Raw genomic sequence first — 21,950 nt, 5'->3', positions numbered from 1 at the left:
ACCCTCGTGATCCGCCGTTTATCGGCCGAGTTCCAATGTCTTGAGCAATAATTGCCTTGCCGTGCTCATGACGTCGACGTTGGTCTGATAGGAGCGAGACGCCGAGATCAGATTCGCAAGCTGCTCCATGACGTTGACGTTCGAATAGTAGAGATACCCGTCCGCATCGGCCCCTGGATGATCGGGCTGGTACTCCTTGCGCGGCTCGGCAAGGCTTTCGACGACCCCGAGCACGCGAACGCCAGCACTCCCGCCGCCGAGTTGCCCCGCCAAGACATTGGCGAAAACCGGTTCGCGCGAGCGATAGGCCTCTTCCGGGGTCGCGCTGACCGTGTCGGCATTGGCCAGGTTGCTCGAGATGGTGTTCAGCCGGACGCTGCCGGCGGACAAGGCCGATCCAGCGATATCGAAGACCCGTTCAACGGCCATGTCATTCTCCTCGGATGGCGCTCATCAGGCCGCCGATCCGCGACCCCAACAACATCAGGGTCGTCTGGTACCGAATCGCGTTCTCCGCGAAGGCGGCCTTTTCCAGATGCGGATCAACGGTATTGCCGTCGAGCGCGGCTTGCGACGGTACCCGGTACAGACGCTCGGCCTCCGGTGTTCCCGGGGTCTCGATGTGCGCGGCATTCGTGCTGGCGAGCCTGACGCGCACGTTTTGCTGCGCCAGGGTCGCCTTGAAGTCGAAGTCCTGGGCCTTGAAACCGGGCGTGTCGGCGTTCGCCAGATTAGCGGCGAGGACTTCCGCGCGGCGTTCGCGAAGCCGCAAGGCCTCGGGATAAACGCCGAGCGCCGAATCGATGCCGATGGCCATGATGCCTCCAGAGGAATGCCCCTATCGCTGTACCAGCCCCTGTTAAAGCAGATTCTGCGCCATCAGCTGTACGACTGCCTCAGCAAGGACTTGCCGCGGCCCGCCGGTCGGCGGCGGCCCGGCAGTGGCAACTTCTTGCCGGTACCGGCAAACAAAGGAACGGCCCGACGCGATGGAGCACCGCGAACCGATGCGCATCGCGTGGACGCGACCGTCGTTGGCGAGGAAACCTCGTCGACGCCCCGGCAAGGATGATGTCAAGCATGAATGCAGGGCGTGTCGCGACCTGCGATGCGAAAACGTAGGGACGTGATGGACTACTCCTGCTCGAATCCCTGACTCGCGAAATTCAGCGTCCGGCTATTCTCGGTCACCGTGCGCACCACATGATCCGGCACGCCGAAGGGCATCTCCGCCTCGATTTCGATGGTCACGGTCACCTTGGCATGGACTAGACCAGCCAGATGCGCGATGACCTCCTCGGCGACGCGCCCGGCGTCGCGTCCGACGCGGGTCGCGTCGAGCCGGACGCTACCGTGAAAGCGCTTCGGCTTCGCACTCCACCGCCGAGGGTCGCCTGCTCCCGCCCAGCGAGGGTATCCCGGGCGTGACCACGATCGGCTCATCCACGCCGCTCGAGTTCGGTTCAGCGCTCCGCGGCTTGGGAGCAATCGGGCGCTCGGCATCCAACTGACGCATGGCCACGTCGGGATTGACCAAGACCCCCGACGCTTGGCTGTCGACCACAGGTCACCATCTGCCCCGCACGTAGCATCCAGTGCGTCTTGCCGCCGCCGAAGTTGGTCTGCAACTGCATGACCGGATCGCCGTCGCCGTCGTCTCCGAGGATGAGGCGGCGCAGCGCCCCGACCAGCCGCGCGGCACGCACAGGCAACGGCTTGCCCTCGGCATCGACCCCGCGCCGCCGCCAAAGGCCGCCGCGCCCACCACCGATACAGCGTCGACGGATGTCCGTGCCGGATCGACTTCTCCCGCGCACCGGCCTTGTTGATCGCCTCCAACGGGAGGGCGACTTCGATGAGGACCCCGATTTGTATTGAGGAACCAGGGAGAGCTCTTCCTCGATGAACTGCGGGAGAAACCCATCCCCGCAGCGTACACGGCTGCCCCTCAGCGTGTCGCCGATGAACTCGACAATGGCCAGGACGAAGTCATTCGGCTTGTCGAGCGATTACAGAATCTCTTTGCGCGTCAGGGTGATGGTCTCGGTTGGGAGTCATCGGATCGAAGGATCGCGTCGAGGTGTCGCTGGACGAGTTGCAGGACCTCCGCGCTGACCCGACCCAAAAGGACAGCATCGCGCGAGTCGATCGTGGCAATCTTGGCCGTACGCACGACCGAAGGGGCCGGCAAGCCAGCCAAGGTGATGTCGGCGGTGTCCACGTCGCCTTGCCAACCGCGGTTGGCGGCGCTCGTAATCATCAGTACCCAGGAAAGCCCGTGCCTGCGCTGCAAGTCCGGGTTGGAAACGATCAGTGCCGGTCGTCGCTGCCGGGTCGGGCGATCCGTGTAGGGGAAGGGAACCTTGATCACTGCTCCCGGCAGGAATGCCGCGGATGGGTCAGAGATCGGCATAGGCTTGGCGATCCGCCTCCGAGTCCCATTCGTCGAAGGTCTTGAAAGGGTCATCGCCCTGGACCGCCCGCGCCTTGGCCAGGATCACCTGACCATCGTCGATGCGGTAAAGGATCTCGTCGCCCGGACGCAGTCCGAGTGCCGCACGCACCGGTTGAGGAATGGTGGTTTGCGACTTGCTGGTGAGTTTACTGGTCAGCATCCCGACACCTCGTGGACAGATCAATGACGATGGCCTGTCAAGCTAGGGAGAATCCTTGTACTGGTCAACCAAGGATGTCGTTTGGTGGCGTGTGTGATCGCGCCCACCCGTTGCTCGGGCGATTACTTCGGCGCCTCCGCGCGACTCAGTCATTCAGCGAAATGGTGATTGACGCGGCTGGCATGGAAGTCGGGCGCCCGCCGGAACGGCTGTCGAAGGCAGTGCACTCGATGTGTGTCGCCGTCGAGAAACTCCACCATGGCAAGGATGAAGTCGTCCGGCTTATCGAGTGCGGAGAGGATCTCGTTGCGCGTCATGGTGATGGTCTCGGCGCCGGCGACCCGGCCCTTGACCTCGATGAAGCGCAGCTTGCCGGTTCCGGGGACGCGGCTCTCGATCGCTGCAGGTTGATGCCCTCCCCCGCCGCGTCGGTGGCGAGCAGGACCTGGACTTGTGGGTCGTGCTTGAAGGACTCTTGGACTTCGAGGCGCTCCTCGCGGCCGATCCCGCCGTGGATGATGACCACGGCATCCTTGCGGCCGAGCAAGCTGGTGATGCTACCCTCCAAGTAATTCAGGGTGTCGCGATGCTCGCTGAAGATGACGAGCTTCTTATGCGGCGAGGGTGTCGGCAGCGGGATCGGTCCCGCGCCGCAGGGCACCTTGGGCTCCTCGGCGCGATCGGCCAAGGCGGCGGCGGTTCGGCACGGCCCCGGGCTGCCGCCCTGATGACCGTCCACCGATCAAAGCGGCAGGTTCGGGCCGAGGTCGCCCCAGCACAGCAGGGCGCCGCAGCCGGGGGTCTCGTAGAGATCGATGCGATCGAGTTGCGGCAGCGCCGCCGCGCAGGCTTCGCGCAACCAGGAGACCAGATGCCCCGGGGCGGCCTCGTCGAGGTGTGGCAGGTCATTGAGCGGATGATGATCGAGCTGCCGGTAGATCGGCGCGAACAACGCCTTGACGTCGCCGTAGTCGATCGTCCAGCCATGGACCTCATCGAGCGGCGCGGTCAGATGCAGGCGCAGCAGATAGCTGTGCCCGTGCCAGCCGTGGCGCGGGTCATCGGCTGGGGCGTGGACGCGGCGCACCGCGCTCTCGAACCGCTGTTCCTTCCAGATCCGGAAGTGGCGGCCATCGAAATGGCAGCCGGCGGTCGCGGTCTCGTAGACGCTGACGCATGACAACGCCGGCAGCTCGGGCCGGACCCGGTCCCACAGCCAACGCGCGAGCATCTCGCTGGTCGGGTTCTCGAGTCCCGGGATCTCGTTCAGGTAGCGCTGATGCAGGGCCTCGTGTAACGGCACCCAGAGCGCCTCGAGCCGGTCGAAATCGGGGCCCATGTCATGCCCGGCCAGATCCTGATCCGCATGCAGAATCACCTCGAAGCCGTGACCGTGCAATCGGCCGCACGGGTGATCGGCCGCGACCCTCGGCAGATGGTGCGCGGCCTCGAAGCGGAAACGGCGCCAGACATGGACATGGTCTCGGCCGTCGAGGTCGGCGCCCTGATGCGGCGTGCTCTGGATGCCGACCGAATCGAGACCCGGCACCGCGAGCCGTTGACGCACCCACCGGGCTAGGTTCTCGTCGGTCGGGATCGGGAGGACCTCGTTGAGGTCCCGATAGTCGAGTTCGGCGATGCAGTCACCGAGGGCCTGCGTGAGCCGGTCGCCCTCGCCGCCGCGAAACGGCGCCCAACCGTCCGGGATCTCGGCGCGCACGCGGGCCACGAAGCCATGGCCGTGGAGTCGCCGCGCCCGGTGACCTTCGGGCAGGATCGCGACCCGGCGTGCGGCCTCGAATGGGGCCGCGGCGACATGGAACAACCGCTCGCTCATTGGCCCACCGCGAAGCGTTCGAGCAGCGGATCGGTCAAACCGGCCTCGGCAAAACCCTTGGCCCGCAGCCGACAGGCGTCGCAGGCCCCACAGGGCCGGCCATCACCTTCTGGGTCGTAACAACTGCTGGTCAACGCGAAATCGACCCCGAGCCGGGTCCCGAGCCGGATGATATCGGCCTTCGTGGCCTCGATCAGCGGGGCCTGGATCCGGATCGGCGCGTCGCCGGAGACACCCGCCGCGGTGGCCAGGTTGGCCAGGCGCTCGAAGGCCGCGATGTAGTCGGGACGGCAGTCCGGGTAGCCGGAATAATCGAGCGCATTGACACCGAGGAAGATCTCGCGGGCACCGAGGGTCTCGGCCCAGGCCAGTGCAAAGGACAGGAAGATGGTGTTGCGGGCCGGAACATAGGTGACCGGGATGCCGGTCGCCATCGCCGCCGTATCCCGACCCTTGGGCACGGCGATGTCGGCGGTCAGGGCCGAACCACCGAGCCGGCGCAGGTCGATGTCGAGGATCAGATGCTCGGTGACGCCTTGCGCCGCGGCCTGCTGCTCGGCCGCGCGGAGCTCCACGGCATGGCGCTGCCCGTAACGGAACGACAGCGCGAATGGCTGGTGCCCGCGCTCCCGGGCGACCGCCAGGGCCGTCGCCGAGTCCAAGCCACCGCTGAGCAGGACGACGACAGGGCTCACGACCCGAGCCCGCCACGCCGATCGGCCGTCACCGCCCGGGGCGAGCGCCTCGCCGTGGTCACACGCGGGCGATCGCCCATATCAGCGCAACTCCTCGAGGCATTGCCGCAGCGAGTGTTGCCAATCGGGCAGGCGCACCCCGAAGGTCTCCAGCGTCTTCGAGTTGTCGAGCACCGAGAAGGCCGGGCGCTTCGCCGGTGCCGGGTATTCGCTGCTCGGGATCGGCAACAGACGACAACGCTCGCCGCTGGCCCCGAGGATGCTGCACGCGAAATCGTACCAGCTGGTCTGCCCGGCGCCGGTCAGGTGATAGACGCCCTTGACCCGCTCGATGTCGAGTTCGCCGATCAGGACCCGATGCAGCACCAGGGCCGTGACCTCGGCCAACATGCGACTCCAGGTCGGCGAACCGATCTGATCGTTGACGATCCGCAATTCGTCTTTATCCGCGAACATCCGCCGCATCGTCAGCAGAAAATTGTTGCCGCGCGCCCCGTAGATCCAGGCGGTACGGAAGACGATCGCGTTGGCGCCCGAATCGAGCAGCCGGCGTTCGCCCTCGAGCTTGGTCGCGCCATAGACGTTCAATGGCCCCGGTGCATCGTCCTCGCGGTAGGGCTGGCCGGTATCGCCGGCGAACACGAAGTCGGTCGAATAATGGACGATCGGTATGCCGCGCTCCCCGAGCAGCGCACCGAGCATCCCGGGCGCATCGGCATTGATCCGCTGCGCGATCAGCGTCTCGGTCTCGGCCTTGTCGACGGCTGTATAAGCAGCCGCGTTGATGACGGCATCGGGCTTGGCCTCCTGGATCAAGCGGCTGACGGACTCGGCATCGGCGAGATCGACCCAATGGTCCGTGCCGCCCTCGACCGAGGCCGTCACCACCTGACCCAGCGGCGCCAGGGTTCGACACAGTTCCCAACCGACCTGGCCATTGGCGCCGATCAGCAAGAGGCGAGGTGGTTTGTTGGTCGACACGGTCATGACGGGGGACCCCCTTCGTAGATGGGTAGACGCGCCTCCGGGATCTCCTCGAGACATGGGGCGTTACGATCCTTTTCCGACAGCTGGGGCGGGCCGGTGAGCGGCCATTCGATGCCGATCGCCGGATCGTCCCAGCGCACCCCGAACTCCGTCTCCGGGTGATAGTAGTCGCTGCACTTGTAACCGAACAGCGCCTCGTCGCTGATTACGCAGTAACCGTGCGCGAAGCCCGGCGGCACCCAGAACTGGCGCTTGTTGTCGCCGGACAAGCGCACCCCGACCCAGCGACCGAACCAAGGCGAGCCGTGTCGGATGTCGACCGCGACGTCGAAGACCTCGCCGCGCAACACCTGCACCAGCTTGCCCTGCGGATGCGGATACTGGACATGCAGCCCGCGCAGAACGCCCTGCCGCGAAAAGGCCAGGTTGTCCTGGACCAGGCCAGGGGGAACACCAAGCTCGGCATGACCATCCCGGCGCCAGGTCTCCATGAAAAAGCCGCGTTCGTCGCCGAAGACCTTGGGCTCGAGGATCAAGACCCCGGGGATCGCCGTTTCGATCCGGGTCATGGGCCGATCTCCTGATCCCAGTCGAGCAACCGCAGCAGATAGTCGCCATAGCCGCTCTTCTGCAGGTCCCGCGCCAGGGCCTTCAGGTGACCGGCGTCGATCCAGCGGTTCTTGAACGCGATCTCCTCGGGGCAGCAAACCTTGAGCCCTTGGCGTTCCTCGATGGTGTGGATGAATTCGCCGGCCTGCAACAGCGATTCGTGCGTGCCAGTGTCGAGCCACGCGAAGCCGCGGCCGAGCCGCTCCATGATCAGCCTGCCCCGTTGCAGATAACGGTTGTTGAGATCCGTGATCTCGAGCTCGCCGCGGGCCGAGGGACGCAATTCGGCCGCGAGGTCGCAAACATCGCGATCGTAAAAGTAAAGACCGGTCACCGCATAATTCGATTTCGGGTCGGCCGGCTTCTCTTCGAGACTGGTGACGCGACCGGCGGCATCGAACCCGGCCACGCCATAGCGCTCTGGGTCCTTGACCCAGTAACCGAAGACGGTGGCCCCCTCGGTCCGCGCGGCCGCGACCCGCAAGCGCTCGGTCAGCCCGTGGCCGTGGAACAGGTTGTCGCCGAGCACGAGACAGCTCGGATCGCCGGCGATGAAATCGCGGCCGATCAGGAAGGCCTGCGCGAGACCACCCGGCTCGGGTTGCGACGCGTAAGACAGCTCGATGCCCCATTGGCGACCATCGCCGAGCAACTCGCGAAAGGCCGCGAGATCCCGCGGCGTCGTGATGATCAGGATCTGCCGGATCCCGGCCAGCATCAAGGTGCTGAGCGGGTAGTAGATCATCGGCTTGTCGTAGACCGGCAGCAGTTGCTTGCTGATCGAATTGGTCAGCGGGTAGAGCCGGGTGCCGGAGCCCCCGGCCAGAATCAAGCCTTTTCGATTCATCGAGGGGACTCCGATGGCGCGGCCGCGCCAAGGCGCTCGCCGCGGTAGCGGCCGCTCATGACCCGGTCACACCAATCGGTGTTGTCCAGGTACCAGGCCAAGGTCCGGCGCAGGCCGGTCTCGAAGGTCTCGCGCGGGCGCCAACCGAGCTCGGTCCGGATCTTGCTAGCATCGATCGCATAGCGGCGGTCGTGGCCGGGGCGGTCGGTGACGAACTGCTTCAGGCGCGCATGCGGTCGGTGCGGGGAGTCCGGACAGGCGTCATCGAGCAGCGCGCAGAGGGTGTCGACGACCTCCAGGTTGGTCCGCTCGCTGTCGCCGCCGATGTTGTAGACCTCCCCCGGACGCCCGGCCTCCAGGACCCGCAGGATCGCCCGGCAATGGTCCTCGACATAGAGCCAGTCGCGGATGTTTCCGCCATCGCCGTAGATCGGCAGGGCCTCGCCGCACCGCGCCTTGTGGATCATCAGCGGAATCAGTTTCTCCGGAAACTGATAGGGGCCATAATTGTTCGAGCAGTTCGTCGTCAACACAGGCAGACCGAAGGTGTGGTGCCAGGCCCGGATCAGGTGATCCGATGCCGCCTTCGACGCCGAGTACGGCGAGTTCGGTGCATAGGGCGTCGTCTCGGTGAAGCGGCCGGTCGCACCGAGCGACCCGTAGACCTCGTCGGTCGAGACGTGCAGGAAGCGGAACGCGGCGCGCGCGTCCGGGGCCAGATGGGCCCAATGATCGCGCGCGCTATCGAGCAGATGAAAGGTCCCGACGACATTCGTCTCGACGAAGGCCGCCGGCCCATCGATCGACCGGTCGACATGGCTCTCGGCGGCGAAGTTGACGATGGCGTCGACGCGATAGTCGGCCAGCAGCCGGCGAACCAGCGCGCGATCGCCGATGTCGCCCTGGACGAAGACGTGCCGCGGGTTGCCAGCGACCGAGGCCAGGCTATCCAGATTGCCGGCATAGGTCAGTTTGTCCAGATTGACGATGACCGCATCGGTCTCGGCCAGCGCCAGCTGCACGAAGTTGCTGCCGATGAAGCCGGCACCACCGGTGACGAGTAGGGTTCTCATCCGTCTCCCTCAGAAAGGCACTTCATCATCGAAATCGTCATAGCCGCGATTCGGCCCGGACGACCCCGCCGCCGGCTGACCGCTCGGGCCCGATGCCCCCGCGTACCCGGAGGAGCCCTGCGACACACCACCGGCGGCACGCCCGCCACCCGCCATCGGCGCACCCTCGTCGAAATTCGACGAAGAACCGCCAGCGCCCCGGCTGTCGAGCATCTGCATCACGTCGGCGATGATCTCGGTCGTATAGCGGTCCTGACCGCTCTGATCCTGCCATTTGTTTGTCTGCAAACGCCCCTCGACATAGATCTTCGAGCCTTTTTTCAGGTACTGCTGGACGATCTCGGCCAGTTTGCCGAAGAACACGACCCGGTGCCACTCGGTCCGTTCCTGCGTCTCGCCGGTATTGCGATCACGCCATTGCTCCGAGGTCGCCATCCGCAGTTTCGCGACCGCGCTGCCGCCCTGGGTGTAACGCACCTCGGGGTCGGCCCCGAGGTTGCCGATCAGGATGACCTTGTTGACGCTCCCTTTTGACATAGCCTTACTCTCCATTGCCGCCGGGCCTCGCTGACCCGTGGTGAAACGAAAGCCGACTGGCCCGGTATGACCCTGCCCACGGCCGTTCGGCGCCTGCGCGACCGGCGCGGTTTGCCCGCTCATGCAACCAATGCCCCTGGTGCGCCAAGGTGCCAGGCGGCGACGGTCGTTCGCGAACCGCACGATCGCAATGGTGACGAATCGAGCCGGCCGCTGTCCACTCGCACGCGATCGGCTTTGCGTCGGTGGCGACCGGCTGCTTATAGTACCCGTTTGGTCTGAGACCCGCCGCCGGCACGGGCCTGGCAATCCACGATCCGAGATGGACACCATTCGCCTGCGCGGCGCGCGCACCCACAACCTGAAGAACATCGATCTCGACCTTCCGCGGGATCGGCTGATCGTGCTGACCGGGCTGTCCGGTTCCGGCAAATCGTCGCTCGCCTTCGACACCATCTACGCCGAAGGCCAGCGCCGCTATGTCGAATCCCTGTCGGCCTACGCGCGCCAGTTCCTATCGGTGATGGAGAAACCGGACCTCGATCACATCGAGGGCCTGTCCCCGGCGATCGCGATCGAGCAGAAGACCACATCCCACAACCCGCGCTCGACGGTCGGCACCATCACCGAGATCTACGACTATCTGCGCCTGCTGTTCGCGCGTGTCGGTGAACCGCGGTGTCCGGATCACGACGAGCCCCTCGCCGCGCAAACCGTCGACCAGATGGTCGACCAGGTGCTCGACGAACCCGAGGGCACCCGGCTGATGCTGCTCGCGCCGGTCGTCTCGGCGCGCAAGGGCGAATACCAGCGGCTGATCGCCGAGCTCCACGCGCAAGGGTTCATCCGCGCCCGCATCGATGGCGATCTTTACGAGCTCGACGATCCGCCAAACCTCGACGCCAAACGCAAGCACGATATCGAGGTCGTGATCGACCGTTTTCGCGTGCGCGCCGACCTGCGGCCACGGCTGGCCGAATCGATCGAGACGGCACTCGGCCTGTCCGGCGGGCTGGTGCGGATCGCCTGGCTCGATGAGCCGACGCGCCCACCGCAGACCTTCTCGGCGGCCTTCACCTGTCCCATCTGCGGCTACAGCCTGCCCGAGCTCGAGCCGCGGTTGTTCTCGTTCAACAACCCGGCCGGGGCCTGCCCGACCTGCGATGGGCTCGGCGTCGAGCAGTTCTTCGACCCGGCCAAGGTCCTCTTGCACCCGGAGCTCAGCCTGGCCGGCGGCGCGGTCCGCGGCTGGGATCGGCGCAATGCCTATTATTTTCAGATGATCCGCGCCCTCGGACAGCACTACGGCTTCGATCCCGAGACGCCTTGGAAGGATCTCGCCGACCGGGTTCGCGAGGTCATCCTGTACGGCAGCGGGTCCGAACGGATCGCGCTGGCGCCGGCGATCGACCGGGGCCCCGGCAGTACGAGCCGGAGACCCTTCGAAGGGATCATCCGCAACATGGAGCGGCGCTATCGCGAGACCGACTCGAACACGGTCCGCGAAGAGCTGGCCCGCTATATCTCGCACCAACCCTGCCCCGCCTGCGACGGGACGCGGCTGAATCGGGCCGCGCGGCACGTCTTCGTGTCCGGGTTCAGCCTCCCCGAGCTGACCCACCAGCCGATCGGCGAAGGCCTCGCGTTCTTCGAGGGCCTGACGCTGCCCGGGGTGCGCGGCGAGATCGGGGCCAAGATCATCAAGGAGATCGCGACCCGGCTGCGCTTCCTCGTCGATGTCGGCCTCGACTACCTGACGCTCGCCCGCAGCGCCGAGACCCTGTCCGGCGGCGAGGCGCAGCGCATCCGGCTCGCGAGCCAGATCGGCGCCGGTCTGGTCGGCGTCATGTACATCCTCGACGAACCCTCGATCGGCCTGCATCAGCGCGACAACGAACGGCTGCTGCGCAGCCTCACCCACCTGCGCGACCTCGGCAACACCGTGATCGTCGTCGAACACGACGAAGAGGCGATCCGCCGCGCCGACCTGGTCGTCGACCTCGGGCCAGGTGCCGGCGCCCACGGCGGCGAGGTCATCGCGCAGGGCACCGCCGACGAGATCGCCGCGAACCCACGATCGCTGACCGGGCGTTACCTGCGCGGCGACCTGCGCATCCCGGTACCCTCCAGCCGCACGGCGCCGGATCCCGACCGCGAGCTGCGGATCCTCGGGGCGCGCGGCAACAACCTGCGCGATGTCGACGCCGCGATCCCGGTCGGCACCCTGTGCTGCGTCACCGGGGTGTCGGGCTCCGGCAAATCGACGCTGATCAACGACACCCTGTTTCCGGTCGCCGCCCGCGAGTTCAACGGCGCGAGCCTGCGCGCCGCGCCGCATCGCGCGATCGCGGGTCTCGAGCACTTCGACAAGGTCGTCGACATCGATCAGAGCCCGATCGGCCGCACACCGCGTTCGAACCCGGCGACCTACACAGGACTCTTCACGACGGTCCGCGACCTGTTCGCGGCGGTCCCCGAGGCCCGCGCGCGTGGCTACACGGCCGGACGCTTCAGCTTCAACGTCAAGGGCGGGCGCTGCGAGGTCTGCAAAGGGGACGGACTGATCCGCGTCGAGATGCATTTCCTGCCGGATATCTATGTCCAGTGCGACGCCTGCGGCGGGCGCCGCTACAACCGCGAGACGCTCGAGATCCGCTACAAGGGCAAGACGATCGACGAGGTCCTGAACCTCACCGTCGAGGAGGCGCTCCTGTTCTTCGCGCCGGTCACCGTGATCCACCGCCGGCTGCAAACCCTCGCCGACGTCGGCCTGTCCTACATCCGCCTCGGTCAGAGCGCGACGACGCTCTCCGGCGGCGAGGCCCAACGCGTCAAGCTGAGCCGCGAACTCAGCAAGCGCGACACCGGCCGGACCCTCTACATCCTCGACGAACCGACGACGGGGCTTCATTTCCACGACGTCAAACACCTGCTCGAGGTCCTGCACCGACTGCGCGACCAGGGCAACACCGTGATCGTCATCGAACACAACCTCGACGTCATCAAGACCGCCGACTGGATCCTCGACCTGGGCCCCGAGGGCGGGGACAAGGGTGGCGACATCATCGCCGCCGGCACCCCCGAGCAGATCGCGGCCGACCCCGCCTCGCACACCGGCCGGTTCCTGAAGCCCTTGCTCGAACGCGGCTGGTAGACCGCCGGGGCCTGGTCAGGTCCCGAGCAGCCCGCGCAGGCTCGCAAGATGCGCAGTGCCGCGGCTCTTGCGCTCGTCGGGCGAGACCTCGCGGCGCTCGTCCCACTCCAGCGCCTCGTCCGGCAGCTCGGCGAGGAAACGGCTCGGCTCGCTCTCGACGAACTCCCCGTAGCGTCGCCGCCGGCGGGCGAGCGTCAAGGTCAGCGTCTGCTGCGCGCGCGTGATGCCGACATAGGCGAGGCGCCGCTCCTCCTCGATGCTGTCCTCTTCGATCGCGCTGCGGTGCGGCAACAGCTCCTCCTCGAGCCCGACCAGGAACACGTGCGGAAACTCCAGACCCTTGGCCGCGTGCAGCGTCATCAGGTGGACGCGATCGCCGCCCTGCTCCTCGTCGCGTCGCTCGAGCACGTCCATCAGCGTCAGGTGGCTGACCATCTCGCCGAGGGTCTTCTCCTGCAGTTCACCCTTGTTGAGCGCATCGAGCCACTCGAGGAGGTCGGTGACGTTTTCCATCCGCCGCTCGGCGACCTGCGGGCTGGAGGCGCTCTCGCGCAGCCAGTCGGCATAACGCATGGCCTCGATCAGCTCGCGGACCGTGGCGACCGGCGCCGTCTCGGCGCGGTGGGCGAAGCCCTGGATCCATCCGGCGAAGTCGCACAGGCGCTGCCGCGGGCGCTCGCCGAGATGCTCGGCGAGACCGAGCTCGGAGCAAGCACGCAGCAGACCGACGCCGCGGCCCGCGGCATAGTCGGCGAGCCGCTCGAGCGTCGTCGGCCCGATCTCGCGACGCGGTGTGTTGACGATGCGCAGGAAGGCGGCATCGTCATCGGGATTGGCCAGCAGCCGCAGGTAGGCCATCGTGTCCTTGACCTCGGCACGGGCGAAGAAGGAAGTCCCGCCGCTGAGAAAGTAAGGGACCTTGTGCTCGCGCAGGGCCTTCTCGAACGGACGCGCCTGATGGTTGCCGCGGTACAGGATGGCGCAGGCGCCGAACGGCACGCCCTGGCCGAAGTGGCGGTGCAGGATCTCGCCGACGACCCGCTCGGCCTCGTGGATCTCGTCGCGGCAGGTGACGACCCGGGCCGGTTCACCAGGGCCATGCTCGCTCCAGAGGCGCTTTGCGAAGATGTGCGGGTTGTGCGCGATCAACCCGTTGGCGAGCGACAGGATGCGGCCGCTGGAGCGGTAGTTCTGCTCCAGCATGATGACCTCGAGGTTCGGGTAGTCGTCCTTCAGCCGGGTCAGATTCTCCGGGCGGGCACCGCGCCAGGCATAGATCGACTGATCGTCATCGCCGACCGCGGTCAAGGCGCCGCGCGGCCCGACCAGCAGACGGACCAGCTCGTACTGGGCGCCGTTGGTGTCCTGGTACTCGTCGACCAGCAGATAGCGGATGCGCCCTTGCCAGGTCTCGCGGACCTCGGGCAGGTCGGCGAGCAGTCGCACCGGCCGCCCGATCAGGTCGTCGAAATCGACCGCGTTATAGGCGCGCAGGCTCCGCTCGTAGCGTTCGTAGAGCCGCGCGAGCATCGCCTCGTAGTCGTCCTCGGCCTGACTCAGCACCTGTTCCGGGCCGACGAGTGCGTTCTTCCAATGCGAGATGCGTGCCTGCACGATGGCCGGCGTGGTGCCGTCGGCGAGCCGAACCTTGGCCAGATGCTCCTTGATCAGGGCCTCGGCGTCCTGCGCATCGAACAGCGAGAAGCCCGGCCGCAGGCCGGCGCGCTCGACCTCGCGGCGCAAGATCCCGAGCCCGAGCGTGTGGAAGGTCGAGATCGTGAGCCCGCGCGCCTCGCGACCGCGCAGCTGCCCCGCCACCCGCTCGCGCATCTCGCGTGCCGCCTTGTTCGTGAAGGTCACCGCGCACAGATGGCGCGGCGCCAACCCGACGGTACCGATCAGGTGCGCGATCTTGTGGCTGATCACGCGCGTCTTGCCCGACCCGGCCCCGGCCAGCACCAGCAAGGGGCCAGTCGTATGGCGCACGGCTTCACGTTGACGAGGATTGAGGTCGCGCATGCAGATCGGGGATGACTGGTCGCGGCGTGCCGGCGCACGGACGGATCGGGGAGGGGCGATTATAACGGTCGCGACGGCATCGGGGGCCTTGAACCCTCACAGCATATGCGCCATCAGGCGACCCATGAAGAGGAGGAACGGAGGCGAGGGGGCGATTCCGTACCCCAGGGCCAAAACAAAAAACCCGCGCCAGGGCCGGACGCGGGTTTGATGTGACTCGAAATTGGTAGCGGGGGCAGGATTTGAACCTACGACCTTCGGGTTATGAGCCCGACGAGCTGCCTGACTGCTCCACCCCGCATCAGAGAAAGGAATAGTAGCAAGGAATCGGCCTTGGCGCAACCACCATGTTTCGACACTCGTATCAGCACCGCGCGCCAGCGCCCATCCCGGCGGCACGCGGCCTGTCTCGCCGGGACCGTCGCTCCTGTATCATCGGCCGATCCCCGTTTCCATTTGGAAGAGCCATGTTTGGACAAGCCATGGTCAAGCCGCTCGCGACCCTGTTTCTGGCCCTCGTTATCCTGTTCAGCGGCTGCGCCAAGATCGAACAGGACAAGAAGGCGATGGCGATCGAGGCCTCGACGCAGGCCTACGCCACCGCGTTGCGCTGGGGCTATTTCGAGACCGCACAGGGCTACCTGCATCCCGAGCGCCGCGCTCAGGGCTTCGATGCGAACTGGGGCAATGGGGTGCGTGTCGTCGGCTACGAGGTCGCCCGACCCTTGGCGATGAGCGACGCGGTCACGGCCAACCAGAGCGTGTTGATCAGCTATCTGCACCAGGACGTGCAGCGGGTGCGCACGGTGACCGACCACCAGATCTGGCGGTACGACGAGGCCACGAAGGCCTGGTGGCTCGATTCCGCGTTGCCGGTGTTCGAGTGACCGGCCGGCTCGGAGATCGGGTCAGCGCCGCGTAACACGGCAACGAAGGCCGAGTTGTAGCGCTTGTTCTTGAATCCGTCCCGAGGATCCCGATCAGCCGACGAGCGGGAAGCTCGCGGCGATGGCCCACGCGAAAGCCAGCGCATTGGCCAGGCCGCCGACCAGCGGATGGTTCGTCCGGCGGTAGGCCCAGCGGCTGAACAACCCGTAGATCACGAAGAAGATCAGCATTGCCGGCAGGATGATCGCGAGGAAGAACAGCTTGGTCGCGTTCAGCAGCACGGCCGCCGCGAGCGAGGTCAGGAACAGGACCTTGGTCGCCAGGTAGGCCCCACGCGGCGCGTGCGGGCCGCGCGTGGCCCACTCGTCGGCGGCGAAGAAGGCCAGCGTGCCGACAAACACGGCCAGGATCAAAGGGGCACGCTCCGGGCCGGGCAGATAGGAGGTCAGGAAACCATCCGCCGGCAGCGCGATCGCGAAGGTCACATAGGCTGCGGTCGCGACGGTCGCCAGCGCGAACAGCCACCAGTTCGTCGACGCCGGGACCCGGTCGAGCTCGACGCTCGGCGTTCGCGGGTGCGTCCACCAGAGCAGCAGCACAGTCAGTAGCCCGTACAGGCCGAAATGCAGCGCCAGATAATCGCCGAGCAGGATCGGCAGATAACCGCTTGGAACCGGCCACAAGAGCAGCGGTGTCAAGACCGCCGGCAACACGACCACCGGCCACAAGCGGCGCCAGGGACGCGCGCCGCCGCGCGGGGCGGGGGCCACGCGCGGCAGGAGTTCGGACAGGGGCCTCGCCAGCAGCAGGATCCCGAGGAACAGCAGCCCCAACCAGGAGGCGCGCGGTGTGATGTCGCCGGGGCCGGCGCGCTCGAAGACCCGGTCGAGCCAATCGCGGGCCGCATCGAGGCTCTCGCCGCTGAACAGCACGCCGGTGTGTTCGACCCCGGCGGCATGGACCAGGCGACGCGCGGTGCCGTCACCGAACTCGCCATAGAGGCGGCCGAGCTCGACCGGGCCACCGGTCGTGCGCGCCAGGATCCGCTCGCCGACCTCGTGCAGATGCTTAGGCTCGGTGGCGCCGTAGATCACGAGCAGGTTGCGCGGGCGTTCGGCCGTGACCTGATCCGAGAATGGCGAGACCGCGACCGTCGCGGCGATGTCGGGATCGACCTTCGCGAGGCGCACCAGCACGTCGGTCGCCATCGAATGACCGAGCAGCGCGACCCGCCCGTCACCGCCCGGCAACGCGCGCGCCCAGGCGATGGCCGGGACCAGCGCCTCGCGCAGGGTCTCCGAGCGGCGCTCGGGGTCGGCGATACCGCCCTGCAAGGGCTCCGAATGACGGCCGTGGCCGGGCAGATCGAGCGTCACGGCCAGATAGCCGTTGCGCGCCAGCGTGATCGCGAAGGACTGCATCAGCTGCTGCGAGCCGGCGAAGCCATGCGCGATCAGCACGACCGGTGCCGGCTCGGCCGCGGCCGGCTGATACAGGGTCACCGGCATCGCACCGACCCGATCCGCCGTCACGGTCAGGCCGACCGTGTCCCGATCGAGCTGCCACAGACCGACGGCGATCAGGATCAGGGCGATGACGGCAAGGATCAGGTGACGCATGTCGCAACGCTAGCACGGTCGCGCGATGAGGCCAAGCCGGCGGATCGCAACCGCGAACGGCCCCGTACCGCGCCGCCCCGCCCGATCGCGGCCGACACAGGCACGGATGCGGGGTGGTCCACGAGGCCGCGCGGGGGCAGAAGCCCGGGCAACCGCACCGGCATGGATCGGGACCGACCGGCTCGACGGCTAGCGCGCGAAGCTGCTAACCTCGCGCCAGGCAAGCCGGGGGCAAGCATAGCGGGCAGCGAGACGTGAGGTTCGGGGAACGTAAGGCCTGGCGTGATCAATGGCGGCAACTGCGCACCGCTCTGCTGAAACCGAGCGTCGACGAACGCGATCTGGCCGCGTCGCTCGCGGCCGCCCGGGCCAAGTTGCCGATCCCGGTCCTGTGGCTGATCGGCAAGACCCAGGCCGGCAAGACCTCGATCATCCGCGCGCTGACCGGCAGCGACCGCGCCGAGATCGGCAGCGGCTTTCAACCCTGCACGCGCCACGCCCGCCTCTATGACTTTCCGGCCGAGATGCCGGTGGTGCGCTTTCTCGACACCCGCGGCCTTGGCGAGATCACCTACGACCCGGACGAAGACATCCGCTTCGCCGAAGCCCAGGCCCATCTGCTGCTCGCGGTGATGAAGGTCGCCGACCAGCGCCAGGAGGCGGTGTTCGACGTGCTGCGCGCGGTGCGCCGGCGGCATCCGGAATGGCCGGTGCTGATCGCGCAGACGGGCCTGCACGAACTCTACGCCCCGGTCTCGGACCATCCAGTGCCCTACCCGTTCGCATCCGAGCCCTGGCCCGACCGGGTGCCGGCCGACCTGCGCCGCGCGCTGATCGCGCAGCGCCGTGCACTGCCGGCACTGTCCGGTTCGGCGCCGGTATCCTGGGTCGCGATCGACCTGACCCAACCCGACGACGGCTACGAACCCGCCGACTACGGCCTGGAGGCCCTCTGGCAAGGGATCGAACAGGTCTCGCCGCTCGGCCTGAAGACCCAACTGCTCGGCGATGACGGGGTCCGCGACCTCTATGCGCGCACGGCTCATCTGCAGATCGTCGGCCACGCCTTGGCGGCGGCTGGCATCGGCGCGGTGCCGATCGTCGACCTGGTCGGTGTCGCCGCGGTGCAGGCCAAGCTGCTCCACGCGCTCGGGGCGCTGTACCGGCAGACCTGGGACCGCCGAACGACCGCGCAGTTTCTCGGACTGCTCGGCGCCGGCGTCGCGACGGGCCTGCTCGCGCACTGGTTCGGCCGCAGCGCGATCAAGCTGATCCCGGTCTGGGGCCAAACGGTCGGGGCCGTCGTCGGGGCCGGCTCGGGCGGCGCCACGACTTATGCGCTGGGCAAGGCCGCGGTCTACTTCCTCGCCCGGCGCCAGGACGGCCTCGAGGTCGACCCGACGCGGCTGCGCCAGGTCTACGCCGAGGCGCTGGCGCGTGGCGCCCGGGTCATCCAGGACCGCGCGCGGGCGAACCAGCGATGAAGGCCAAGGACGCGCTGCGACACATCGACCCGCTGCGGCTGCTCGCGCTGGGCCTGCTGATCGCCCCGCCGCTCGCGCTGTTCGGCCTCGGCATGCTGTGGCTGTGGCAGACGGGCAGCCTTTACTACTGGCTCGCGGCATTACTGCTGTGCGGCGCGGCCGGCTACGGGCTGCAACATTGGCTGCAACGGCGTGATCGCCGGCTGCTGGCCGAGGCCAGCACCGAGCCAGATCCCGACTGGCCGCCGCGCGCCGAGGTGGTCTGGCGCGACGTCGAGGCGCTGGCCGAGGGCCTCGACTGGCAAGACTGGCCGCTCACCGAGGGGCCGCGACTGATCGAGCTCGGCCGCCTGACGCTCGAACGGGTCGCGCGCCATTACCACCCGAAGGCCGAACAGCCGCTGCTCGAACTGACGGTCCCGCATACGCTGTTGATCCTCGAACGGGCCTGCCGCGACCTGCGCCGCGACATCGCCGAGCAGATCCCGTTCAGCCATCGGCTGACCCTCGGCGACCTGATCCGGATACAGCGCTGGAAGGGCTCGGCGGAACAGGCCTTCCGTGTCTACCGCGTCGGTCGCCTGGTCGTCAATCCGGTCGATGCGCTGATCAGCGAGACCTGGCGCAGCCTCCGCGAGCAGGGCACGGGGGTCGCCCAGGCCGAGCTGCAGGGCTGGTTCCTGCGCGCGCTGGTACGCAAGATCGGCTTCTACGCGATCGACCTCTACAGCGGCCGGCTGCCACTCACGACCGAGGACCCGACCGCGGCCCCGAGCGCCGAAACCCGCGCCGACCTCGCCCGCGCGGCGGCCACCCCCGCGCCGCGCGAACCCTTGCGGATCCTGGTGCTCGGCCGCGCCAATGCCGGCAAATCCAGCCTCATCAACGCCCTGCTCGACCGGCCCGTGGCCGCGGCCGACACCCTCGCCGACACGACGCGGGAGTTTTACGGGTACCCGCTGGTCCGCGAGGGCCTGACCGAAGCGCTGGTCATCGACACCCCGGGGCTCGATGGCAACCGCGTCGACGAAGCGACGCTGATCGACGCGGCCCTGGCGGCCGATCTGATCCTCTGGGTCAGTCCGGCCCACCGGCCCGACCGCCAAGCCGAACGCGCGCTGCTCGAGAAGCTGCGCGCGGCCCAGGCCGCGCGGCCGGAGCACCGTCCACCGCCGCTGCTGGTCGCCTTGAGCCATGTCGACCAATTGCGCCCGGCGCGCGACTGGCAGCCGCCTTACGACCTGCGCGAACCGACCGACCAAAAGGGCGCGAACATCCAGTCCGCGGTCGCCGCCGTCGCGAGCGACCTTGCGATCCCGCTCGAGCGCGTGGTGCCCGTGGTCCTGACCGACGAGCGCCGCTACAACATCGACGACGGCCTCTGGGCCACGATCCTCGACCAGCAGGACCAGGCCGTTCGCACGCGCCTGCTGCGTTGTCTCGACGCCCGGCGCCGCGCCGAAAACTGGGACCTGCTGCGCCGCCAGATGATCGGCGCCGGCCGCCTCCTGATGAAGCTGCCGGCGCGTTTCAAGGCATCGCAGACCCGCCAAGACTGATCGAGAAACGCCGCCGGCGCTTGCCCCCCAGGTAAGAGCTCGCGGTAGTGAATTCCTCCGCCGCGCAGAACGCCAGCCTACTCAGGCGACTGCGCTCGGCGGGCTCGAGAAGGGCCTGCCATTCCTCACGGCCGCGCCGCACCCCCGTGAAAGCGCGCTTGCACCGCGTTTGAACAGACCTGCGAGTCGGGCGCGCGCTCTTCGGGTCGGCAATTGGCCTTGTTGAACGATTCTACGCTCATTCCGAGTCGCCAGATTCTGACAGCGCACCACGGTCAATGGCCTCCTGAAGGCGGCGTACCTCCTCGAGGATCTGCATGAATCGCCGGCCGAGCGGAGTCAGCCGATACTCTACCTCGACAGGAGGCTTCTCACCGAAGACCGTCCGCTTCAGGATTCCGAAGCGAGTCATCTTGCGCAGCCGCTCGTTCATTACCTTCGAGGACAGGCCAGGGCAGGATCGAAGAAACACGCTGGGCCGGTGGTGATCTTCGGCGCACAGTTGAAGGAGTCGAACCGACCATTTGCAGCCGATGATGCTCTCGACCATCCCGGCTACGGGGATCAGGCTTTCGTCGCTCGACTCCCAGTCCGCATGCTCTGAGGGGTCGTTCTGAACCATATCGTAACTACCTTACCGAAAAGTGCCTTCCTGACACAGCCCACCATCGCCCTTAGAGTTGCTGGTAACGAGGTGCAAACGGGCGCCTCGAACCCGACGAGATGGAAGGATCGAACCATGAATGAACCGACCGCAATTCCCGGATACAGCTACGGAACCAGTGCCGTTCCGCCGTCCCCCGTGACACTCGCCGACTTCGAGCTGATGAAGAAGAGTGTCCTGTTCGGGGACGAGGATGTCGAGTACCTGCGACTTTCCCACGATGTCGTGAAGGATCACGTCGAGGCCATCCTCGATGTCTGGTACGGGTTCGTCGGCTCGAACCCGCACCTGCTCGCGTCGTTTACGGGCAAACGCGACGGCGAGCCGCTCGGTGACTACCTCGGCGCTGTCCGCGAACGCTTCGGCCAGTGGATCCTGGATACGGCCCGCGCCGAGTACGACCAGAAGTGGCTTGACTACCAGCACGAGATCGGCCTCCGCCACCACCGCGCGAAGAAGAACCGCACCGACGGTGCCGCATCGACGGAGATCGTGCCGTTCCGCGACCTGTTCTTGCTGGTCGTCCCGGTCACCTTCACGCTCAAGCCGTTCCTCGCGAAAAAGGGCCACCCGGCCGAGGATGTCGAGAAGATGTATCTGGCGTGGGTCAAGTCGTGCCTCTTACAGATGACCCTTTGGACCCACCCGTACGTGAAGGACGGGGACTTCTGATGAAGCCGAGACCAGCCCATGAATGGCAGACCACGACATGGTTCAACACGCCAGAGCCCCTCGATCTGGAACGCCTTCGGGGGCAGGTCGTGGTTCTGCACGCCTTCCAGATGCTCTGCCCCGGATGCGTGGCGCACGGCATTCCGCAGGCACAGCGTGTTGCGGAGATCTTCAAGGGCGCACCTTTGACGGTCGTTGGACTGCATACGGTATTCGAGCACCACGAGGCGATGGGACTAGAGTCGCTGCGGGCGTTCCTGCACGAGTACCGGGTGCGGTTCCCCGTCGGTGTCGACGCTCCGGGGCAAGATGGCGACCCGATGCCCCGCACGATGCGTGCGTACGCGATGCAAGGTACGCCGACGACACTTCTGATCGACGCCCAAGGCCGGCTGCGCCGGCAGGTCTTCGGCGTGCATGACGACCTGCTGCTCGGCGCTGAGATCGGAACATTGTTGGCGGAAGCGCCCGGAAGGTTCGACGCCACCGGCACAACGACCGCCTCGGTGTCGGACCCTTGCGCCGACAGTTCTCGCGGCGCCGTGTAGCGCAAGGGCGCCCGCGTGCGTTCACGAATCGACGGCTCCCGTCATCGTCTATGGTTCCGCTATTCCGAGGTCTCTGCAAATCCTGCGCGCCATCAGCTCTCTGATTTCATAGTATTAATAGTTGCAAAAGTATTCGCAGTATG

23 protein-coding genes and 1 tRNA gene are annotated in these 21,950 nt (G+C 67.0%); 6 read left to right on the top strand and 18 right to left on the bottom strand.

The window, feature by feature from the left end; translation table 11 throughout:
* Positions 1-18: 18 nt before the first annotated feature.
* The 14 genes from flgC to ABC977_RS05585 all read right to left on the bottom strand — a co-directional run bounded on the left by flgC (position 19) and on the right by ABC977_RS05585 (position 9,200).
* Positions 19-429, bottom strand: a complete 411-nt coding sequence (flgC, locus tag ABC977_RS05655) for a flagellar basal body rod protein FlgC (protein WP_369666274.1) — start codon at positions 427-429, stop codon at positions 19-21.
* Position 430: 1 nt separating this feature from the next.
* Positions 431-817, bottom strand: coding sequence for a flagellar basal body rod protein FlgB (gene flgB, locus ABC977_RS05650; protein ID WP_369666273.1), 387 nt, complete (start codon positions 815-817; stop codon positions 431-433).
* Positions 818-1,134: 317 nt separating this feature from the next.
* Positions 1,135-1,839 (bottom strand): DUF1156 domain-containing protein, encoded by a 705-nt coding sequence (locus ABC977_RS18355; protein WP_501040249.1) that lies wholly within the window; start codon positions 1,837-1,839, stop codon positions 1,135-1,137.
* A gap of 190 nt (positions 1,840-2,029) precedes the next feature.
* Positions 2,030-2,413 (bottom strand): type II toxin-antitoxin system PemK/MazF family toxin, encoded by a 384-nt coding sequence (locus ABC977_RS05635; protein WP_369666272.1) that lies wholly within the window; start codon positions 2,411-2,413, stop codon positions 2,030-2,032.
* Positions 2,400-2,615 (bottom strand): AbrB/MazE/SpoVT family DNA-binding domain-containing protein, encoded by a 216-nt coding sequence (locus ABC977_RS05630; RefSeq protein WP_369666271.1) that lies wholly within the window; start codon positions 2,613-2,615, stop codon positions 2,400-2,402. Before ABC977_RS05630 ends, ABC977_RS05635 begins: the two co-directional genes overlap by 14 nt.
* A gap of 149 nt (positions 2,616-2,764) precedes the next feature.
* A complete protein-coding gene (locus tag ABC977_RS05625) occupies positions 2,765-2,974 on the bottom strand; it encodes a protein NO VEIN domain-containing protein (protein WP_369666448.1) in 210 nt (69 codons plus the stop codon).
* Positions 2,929-3,276, bottom strand: coding sequence for a C-terminal helicase domain-containing protein (locus ABC977_RS05620; protein ID WP_369666270.1), 348 nt, complete (start codon positions 3,274-3,276; stop codon positions 2,929-2,931). Before ABC977_RS05620 ends, ABC977_RS05625 begins: the two co-directional genes overlap by 46 nt.
* A gap of 81 nt (positions 3,277-3,357) precedes the next feature.
* The gene (locus tag ABC977_RS05615; protein ID WP_369666269.1) at positions 3,358-4,452 is read right to left on the bottom strand and encodes a 6-pyruvoyl trahydropterin synthase family protein; all 1,095 of its coding nucleotides are present in this window, start codon (positions 4,450-4,452) and stop codon (positions 3,358-3,360) included.
* Positions 4,449-5,147, bottom strand: a complete 699-nt coding sequence (gene queC, locus ABC977_RS05610; RefSeq protein ID WP_369666268.1) for a 7-cyano-7-deazaguanine synthase QueC — start codon at positions 5,145-5,147, stop codon at positions 4,449-4,451. The genes ABC977_RS05615 and queC overlap by 4 nt, the downstream gene beginning before the upstream one ends.
* 81 nt (positions 5,148-5,228) lie before the next feature.
* Positions 5,229-6,134 (bottom strand): dTDP-4-dehydrorhamnose reductase, encoded by a 906-nt coding sequence (gene rfbD / locus ABC977_RS05605; RefSeq protein ID WP_369666267.1) that lies wholly within the window; start codon positions 6,132-6,134, stop codon positions 5,229-5,231.
* Complete coding sequence (gene rfbC, locus ABC977_RS05600) at positions 6,131-6,703, bottom strand: dTDP-4-dehydrorhamnose 3,5-epimerase (protein ID WP_369666266.1); 573 nt, start codon at positions 6,701-6,703, stop codon at positions 6,131-6,133. The genes rfbD and rfbC overlap by 4 nt, the downstream gene beginning before the upstream one ends.
* Entirely contained in the window at positions 6,700-7,590 is an 891-nt protein-coding gene (gene rfbA, locus ABC977_RS05595) for a glucose-1-phosphate thymidylyltransferase RfbA (protein WP_369666265.1), read from the bottom strand. The genes rfbC and rfbA overlap by 4 nt, the downstream gene beginning before the upstream one ends.
* Positions 7,587-8,663, bottom strand: coding sequence for a dTDP-glucose 4,6-dehydratase (gene rfbB, locus ABC977_RS05590; protein ID WP_369666264.1), 1,077 nt, complete (start codon positions 8,661-8,663; stop codon positions 7,587-7,589). Before rfbB ends, rfbA begins: the two co-directional genes overlap by 4 nt.
* 9 nt (positions 8,664-8,672) lie before the next feature.
* Entirely contained in the window at positions 8,673-9,200 is a 528-nt protein-coding gene (locus ABC977_RS05585) for a single-stranded DNA-binding protein (RefSeq protein ID WP_369666263.1), read from the bottom strand.
* 322 nt (positions 9,201-9,522) lie between these two features.
* Between ABC977_RS05585 and uvrA the strand changes: the two genes are divergently transcribed.
* Positions 9,523-12,354, top strand: a complete 2,832-nt coding sequence (gene uvrA / locus ABC977_RS05580; RefSeq protein ID WP_369666262.1) for an excinuclease ABC subunit UvrA — start codon at positions 9,523-9,525, stop codon at positions 12,352-12,354.
* Between the two features lie 15 nt (positions 12,355-12,369).
* Here uvrA and ABC977_RS05575 read toward each other — a convergent pair whose 3' ends face one another.
* Positions 12,370-14,373, bottom strand: a complete 2,004-nt coding sequence (locus ABC977_RS05575) for a UvrD-helicase domain-containing protein (protein WP_369666261.1) — start codon at positions 14,371-14,373, stop codon at positions 12,370-12,372.
* A gap of 224 nt (positions 14,374-14,597) precedes the next feature.
* Positions 14,598-14,674 (bottom strand) — tRNA-Met (locus ABC977_RS05570).
* Between the two features lie 166 nt (positions 14,675-14,840).
* Here ABC977_RS05570 and ABC977_RS05565 point away from each other — a divergent pair.
* Entirely contained in the window at positions 14,841-15,260 is a 420-nt protein-coding gene (locus tag ABC977_RS05565; protein ID WP_369666260.1) for a hypothetical protein, read from the top strand.
* Between the two features lie 93 nt (positions 15,261-15,353).
* Here the strand turns inward: ABC977_RS05565 and ABC977_RS05560 are convergent, their stop codons facing one another.
* The gene (locus ABC977_RS05560) at positions 15,354-16,880 is read right to left on the bottom strand and encodes an alpha/beta hydrolase (RefSeq protein WP_369666259.1); all 1,527 of its coding nucleotides are present in this window, start codon (positions 16,878-16,880) and stop codon (positions 15,354-15,356) included.
* A 254-nt stretch (positions 16,881-17,134) separates the two neighbouring features.
* Here ABC977_RS05560 and ABC977_RS05555 point away from each other — a divergent pair, with 254 nt between their 5' ends.
* On the top strand, positions 17,135-18,364 hold the full coding sequence (locus tag ABC977_RS05555; RefSeq protein WP_369666258.1) for a YcjF family protein: 1,230 nt from the start codon (positions 17,135-17,137) through the stop codon (positions 18,362-18,364).
* Positions 18,361-19,923 (top strand): GTPase family protein, encoded by a 1,563-nt coding sequence (locus tag ABC977_RS05550; protein ID WP_369666257.1) that lies wholly within the window; start codon positions 18,361-18,363, stop codon positions 19,921-19,923. The genes ABC977_RS05555 and ABC977_RS05550 overlap by 4 nt, the downstream gene beginning before the upstream one ends.
* 238 nt (positions 19,924-20,161) lie before the next feature.
* Here ABC977_RS05550 and ABC977_RS05545 read toward each other — a convergent pair whose 3' ends face one another.
* Positions 20,162-20,545 carry a winged helix-turn-helix transcriptional regulator gene (locus tag ABC977_RS05545; protein WP_369666256.1) on the bottom strand — a complete coding sequence of 128 codons (384 nt, stop codon included), beginning with the start codon at positions 20,543-20,545 and terminating at the stop codon, positions 20,162-20,164.
* A 117-nt stretch (positions 20,546-20,662) separates the two neighbouring features.
* On the opposite strand from ABC977_RS05545, the gene ABC977_RS05540 reads away from it, so the two are divergent.
* A complete protein-coding gene (locus ABC977_RS05540) occupies positions 20,663-21,259 on the top strand; it encodes a protoglobin domain-containing protein (RefSeq protein ID WP_369666255.1) in 597 nt (198 codons plus the stop codon).
* The gene (locus ABC977_RS05535) at positions 21,259-21,807 is read left to right on the top strand and encodes a redoxin domain-containing protein (protein WP_369666254.1); all 549 of its coding nucleotides are present in this window, start codon (positions 21,259-21,261) and stop codon (positions 21,805-21,807) included. The genes ABC977_RS05540 and ABC977_RS05535 overlap by 1 nt, the downstream gene beginning before the upstream one ends.
* Positions 21,808-21,950: the final 143 nt, after the last annotated feature.

The organism is Thioalkalicoccus limnaeus (genome assembly GCF_041197575.1).
GTDB lineage: Bacteria > Pseudomonadota > Gammaproteobacteria > Chromatiales > Chromatiaceae > Thioalkalicoccus > Thioalkalicoccus limnaeus.
This window is presented reverse-complemented; position numbering and strand designations above follow the sequence as displayed.

Excerpts from the sequence above, each read along its gene's own strand:
- rfbA (WP_369666265.1), bottom strand. The coding sequence starts at position 7,590 with ATGAATCGAAAAGGCTTGATTCTGGCCGGGGGCTCCGGCACCCGGCTC.
- ABC977_RS05635 (WP_369666272.1), bottom strand. The coding sequence starts at position 2,413 with ATGCCGATCTCTGACCCATCCGCGGCATTCCTGCCGGGAGCAGTGATC.
- rfbD (WP_369666267.1), bottom strand. The coding sequence starts at position 6,134 with ATGACCGTGTCGACCAACAAACCACCTCGCCTCTTGCTGATCGGCGCC.
- ABC977_RS05560 (WP_369666259.1), bottom strand. The coding sequence starts at position 16,880 with ATGCGTCACCTGATCCTTGCCGTCATCGCCCTGATCCTGATCGCCGTC.
- ABC977_RS05535 (WP_369666254.1), top strand. The coding sequence starts at position 21,259 with ATGAAGCCGAGACCAGCCCATGAATGGCAGACCACGACATGGTTCAAC.
- ABC977_RS05565 (WP_369666260.1), top strand. The coding sequence starts at position 14,841 with ATGTTTGGACAAGCCATGGTCAAGCCGCTCGCGACCCTGTTTCTGGCC.
- ABC977_RS05575 (WP_369666261.1), bottom strand. The coding sequence starts at position 14,373 with ATGCGCGACCTCAATCCTCGTCAACGTGAAGCCGTGCGCCATACGACT.
- ABC977_RS05550 (WP_369666257.1), top strand. The coding sequence starts at position 18,361 with ATGAAGGCCAAGGACGCGCTGCGACACATCGACCCGCTGCGGCTGCTC.
- ABC977_RS05585 (WP_369666263.1), bottom strand. The coding sequence starts at position 9,200 with ATGTCAAAAGGGAGCGTCAACAAGGTCATCCTGATCGGCAACCTCGGG.
- ABC977_RS05545 (WP_369666256.1), bottom strand. The coding sequence starts at position 20,545 with ATGGTTCAGAACGACCCCTCAGAGCATGCGGACTGGGAGTCGAGCGAC.
- flgB (WP_369666273.1), bottom strand. The coding sequence starts at position 817 with ATGGCCATCGGCATCGATTCGGCGCTCGGCGTTTATCCCGAGGCCTTG.
- ABC977_RS05615 (WP_369666269.1), bottom strand. The coding sequence starts at position 4,452 with ATGAGCGAGCGGTTGTTCCATGTCGCCGCGGCCCCATTCGAGGCCGCA.
- ABC977_RS05540 (WP_369666255.1), top strand. The coding sequence starts at position 20,663 with ATGAATGAACCGACCGCAATTCCCGGATACAGCTACGGAACCAGTGCC.
- uvrA (WP_369666262.1), top strand. The coding sequence starts at position 9,523 with ATGGACACCATTCGCCTGCGCGGCGCGCGCACCCACAACCTGAAGAAC.
- flgC (WP_369666274.1), bottom strand. The coding sequence starts at position 429 with ATGGCCGTTGAACGGGTCTTCGATATCGCTGGATCGGCCTTGTCCGCC.
- rfbB (WP_369666264.1), bottom strand. The coding sequence starts at position 8,663 with ATGAGAACCCTACTCGTCACCGGTGGTGCCGGCTTCATCGGCAGCAAC.
- ABC977_RS05630 (WP_369666271.1), bottom strand. The coding sequence starts at position 2,615 with ATGCTGACCAGTAAACTCACCAGCAAGTCGCAAACCACCATTCCTCAA.
- rfbC (WP_369666266.1), bottom strand. The coding sequence starts at position 6,703 with ATGACCCGGATCGAAACGGCGATCCCCGGGGTCTTGATCCTCGAGCCC.